The organism is Pseudomonadota bacterium (assembly GCA_026388215.1).
Taxonomy (GTDB): Bacteria; Desulfobacterota; Syntrophorhabdia; order Syntrophorhabdales; family Syntrophorhabdaceae; genus JAPLKF01.
In genome coordinates this window covers 1-2,904 of the sequence record JAPLKF010000044.1, presented here as the reverse complement: position 1 = coordinate 2,904, position 2,904 = coordinate 1, and the positions used below count along the sequence as shown (strand labels likewise).

Genomic DNA, 2,904 nt, shown 5'->3' with positions numbered 1-2,904 from the left:
AACAGGCGATAAACCACATAAGGCATGGGTTGATTCGCAGGGTTTGTCATTTATAGATCTTATGATCGAACAGGCCACAACACCGGGAAATAAAAGCTATGTCACCCTTGCCGAGATAATTGAAAAGGCACAGGATAAGCTGTAAAAATAGCGAGGAAGTTAAGGAAGGTTAATTCCAAACATAGGAGGATTTCATGATTATAGAGGGAGGATTTACATTAAATGCGCCCATTGATAAGTTGTTTGATTTTATGCTGAAACCGGAAACAATCATGACATGTCTGCCTGGCGCAGAGTCGGTGAGGCTGATTGATGACACCACATATGAGTGTGTGGTGAAACAGAAGGTTGGTCCCATTTCAGCAAAGCTGAAATTCGTGAATAAACTAACAAAAGTAGAACGGCCGACCCATATAGAGATCGAAGGTGAAGGCGAAGACGTAACGAAGCTCGGTCATTTTAAGAATAAGACCACTGTGGACTTGAAAGAGGTATCGCCGGGCCAGGTAGAGGTTACATATAAGTCAGATGTGAGTATCGTCGGGAAACTGGCAATGTTTGGCGACAGGATCATGAGGGCAAAGGCAAAGGATACAGAAAAAGAATTTACAAAGAATCTCCAGGAGAAGCTAAAAACCATTGTATAAGCAATTAAATTTTTAAAACCAAAGCATTAAGGGCTTCTCGATCGAGAAGCCCTTTTTCGATGACACTTTTATATGTGTTGCTTCTTATCCCGCACCCATCAGTACACCGGGGAGCCATGTAGCCATTCCCGGGAATAAAAACAAGAGGATTGCACCAACAACAAGGCTTATTAAGAAGGGGTATACACCGGCATAGATCACACCAAAAGGGGTCTTGGTAATATTTTTTACCACGAATACGTTGATTGCCACCGGGGGTATAACCACCCCGACCATTACGGTAATACCAATCATTATGGCGAACCATAGAGGGTTATAGCCGAGCTTTATAATCGCTGGATAGAAAATAGGGGTGGCGAGAATCATGAATGCAAGGTCATCAATAAAGGAGCCGCCCAGCTCATAGATAAGGCATATGAGAATCATAATAAAGGCTGGATGGAATGGAAGCCCCACAATCCAGTCAGCGGCTATCATGGGTATTCTCGTTACAGCTATGAAGTGACCGAGCACTGTGGAGCCGGCAATCAGAAAAAGGACCATACAGGCAGTTCTCACAGATTCTATAATAGATTTTACAAAGCCCTTGAAGTTGAGGTCCCTTTTTAAAACTGTTAAAAGAAGAACAAGAAACGTTCCAACGCTGCCTGCCTCTGTGGGTGTAAAGAACCCCTTTAGAATTCCACCTATCACAAGAAAGAAAATGAGAACCACCCATGCTATCTCTGGAAGCGATCTTATTCTCTGGCCCCATGTGGATTTTGTCCCCGCGGGCCCAAGGGCCGGGTTTATCTTACACCACCCGTATATGATGAATATAAAAAACAGGGCAATAAGGAGACCCGGGAAAATTCCTGCGAGGAACAGTCTGCCTATTGACTGGTCTGTAATGATACCAAATACAATGAGCGTCACACTTGGTGGGAGCAGAATCCCGAGCGTTCCAACGGTAGCGACAATCCCTGTAGACAGCCTCTTGTCATAACCATAACGGTCCATTTCAGGAACGGCAACACTTGCAAAGGTCGCTGCAGTAGCAGGTGAAGATCCGCAGATTGACTTGAAAACGGTTGCCCCACCCACTGTTGCCATGGCAAGTCCCCCCGGAACATGACCGATAAATTTATATGCCGTATCGAATAACCTCTTTGCAATGCCCGAGTTAAAGGCAATCTGGCCCATTAAAACGAAGAGGGGGATAACCGTAAAGCCATAGGAGTCAAAGACATCAAAGATATCCTTTGCTAATAGATTTAATGCGGCCTCAAAGGATATAAGGTAACCAAATCCAAGAAAGCCTATAAGAATCATGGCAAAAGCCAACTCTATCCCCGTGAGAAACAAGATTAATATTATTGCCAGACCTATTATTCCTACAATAATCTCATTCATATTTTCCTCCGATAACCTTTAGAACGTCACAAAATAACACGAGGCACTGTATAAGGCAGCAAACCCCTAACCCGTAAGCAACAGGGTAAAAGGGTAGCTGGCGTGTCGAGGTAACCTCCCCTGATCTGTAAAGGTCCATGCCCAGTTTGAACAGGTTCGATCCTATTAAAATGAATAATCCGATACTTACACATCTCGTAACGATATTAAACACATTTTGCACCTTTTTGGAGAACCAATTGATAACAAAATCCACAAAGATATGGCCCCTGAGCCATGATGTGATGGGGATACCAAACCCTATTACGACGGCCCCACCAAGGCCGACCAATTCGAAGGTGCCAACAATAGGATGCCCAAAGAGTCGCATAATAACATCAGCTACGGTGAGAAACATAATAAAGGCTAAGGCAACCCCAGCAATTGCTTGCATCCATTTGCTCAGCCTTTCAACAATACCAAATAATCCAGCCATGGCTCCTCCTAAGTTATATGTGATATTTTGCTTATTGCCCGCACGATTTTGATAAAGCAAATAAAGCAATATGTGGTTAAAATATTTTCACGATGGAGGCATTTTGTCAAGTGAAAAAATTTGCATTTGTACCATAGAGAGTACATGTTTCTTTACTCGTGCATTAAAAGATGGTAAATACCTAATAATGGATTTCACTTGCGCCATACTTGCTGGTGGTAAAAGCAGGAGGATGGGGAGAGACAAGGCCACCCTCATGGTCGGCAATAAGCCATTAATAAATCAGGTATACGATAAGGCAAAAAGGGTATTCAAGGAGGTTATTATCCTCTCAAACCATCACAATGGCATATCAGGCATAGATGCGCCCATACTGAAGGACGTATTCCC

At 43.4% G+C, this 2,904-nt stretch carries 4 protein-coding genes; 2 read left to right on the top strand and 2 right to left on the bottom strand.

The window, feature by feature from the left end; genetic code table 11:
- The first annotated feature begins 194 nt into the window (after positions 1 to 194).
- Positions 195 to 647 (top strand): SRPBCC domain-containing protein, encoded by a 453-nt coding sequence (locus NTU69_03445; GenBank protein MCX5802584.1) that lies wholly within the window; start codon positions 195 to 197, stop codon positions 645 to 647.
- A gap of 84 nt (positions 648 to 731) precedes the next feature.
- Here the strand turns inward: NTU69_03445 and NTU69_03440 are convergent, their stop codons facing one another.
- Positions 732 to 2,039: a TRAP transporter large permease gene (locus NTU69_03440; GenBank protein ID MCX5802583.1), complete on the bottom strand. Its 1,308-nt coding sequence runs from the start codon at positions 2,037 to 2,039 to the stop codon at positions 732 to 734.
- Positions 2,032 to 2,514: a TRAP transporter small permease gene (locus NTU69_03435; GenBank protein MCX5802582.1), complete on the bottom strand. Its 483-nt coding sequence runs from the start codon at positions 2,512 to 2,514 to the stop codon at positions 2,032 to 2,034. Before NTU69_03435 ends, NTU69_03440 begins: the two co-directional genes overlap by 8 nt.
- A 187-nt stretch (positions 2,515 to 2,701) precedes the next feature.
- On the opposite strand from NTU69_03435, the gene NTU69_03430 reads away from it, so the two are divergent.
- Positions 2,702 to 2,904: NTP transferase domain-containing protein (locus tag NTU69_03430; GenBank protein MCX5802581.1), on the top strand; the 203-nt coding region annotated here is incomplete at its 3' end.